The sequence below is a fragment of the Calothrix sp. CCY 0018 genome (assembly GCF_963920925.1).
Classification (GTDB): domain Bacteria; phylum Cyanobacteriota; class Cyanobacteriia; order Cyanobacteriales; family Nostocaceae; genus Rivularia.
Map to the genome: position 1 here is coordinate 1 of NZ_CAWUDI010000154.1, position 249 is coordinate 249.

The following is a 249-nucleotide window of genomic DNA, read 5'->3' on the forward strand; positions in this document are numbered from 1 at the left end:
CGACAGACAAGCAGCCCAAGAATTAGCCGACAAACAAGCAGCCCAAGAATTAGCAGACAAACAAGCAGCCCAAGAATTAGCAGACAGACAAGCAGCCCAAGAATTAGCAGACAGACAAGCAGCCCAAGAATTAGCAGACAAACAAGCAGCCCAAGAATTAGCCAACAAACAAGCAGCCCAAGAATTAGCAGACACACAAGCAGCCCAAGAATTAGCTGACAGACAAGCAGCCCAAGAATTAGCTGACAG

1 pseudogene is annotated in these 249 nt (G+C 47.4%); it reads left to right on the forward strand.

The features are described from left to right. Positions 1–249 (forward strand): annotated as a pseudogene (locus ACM03V_RS34545) (hypothetical protein); the annotation flags it as partial.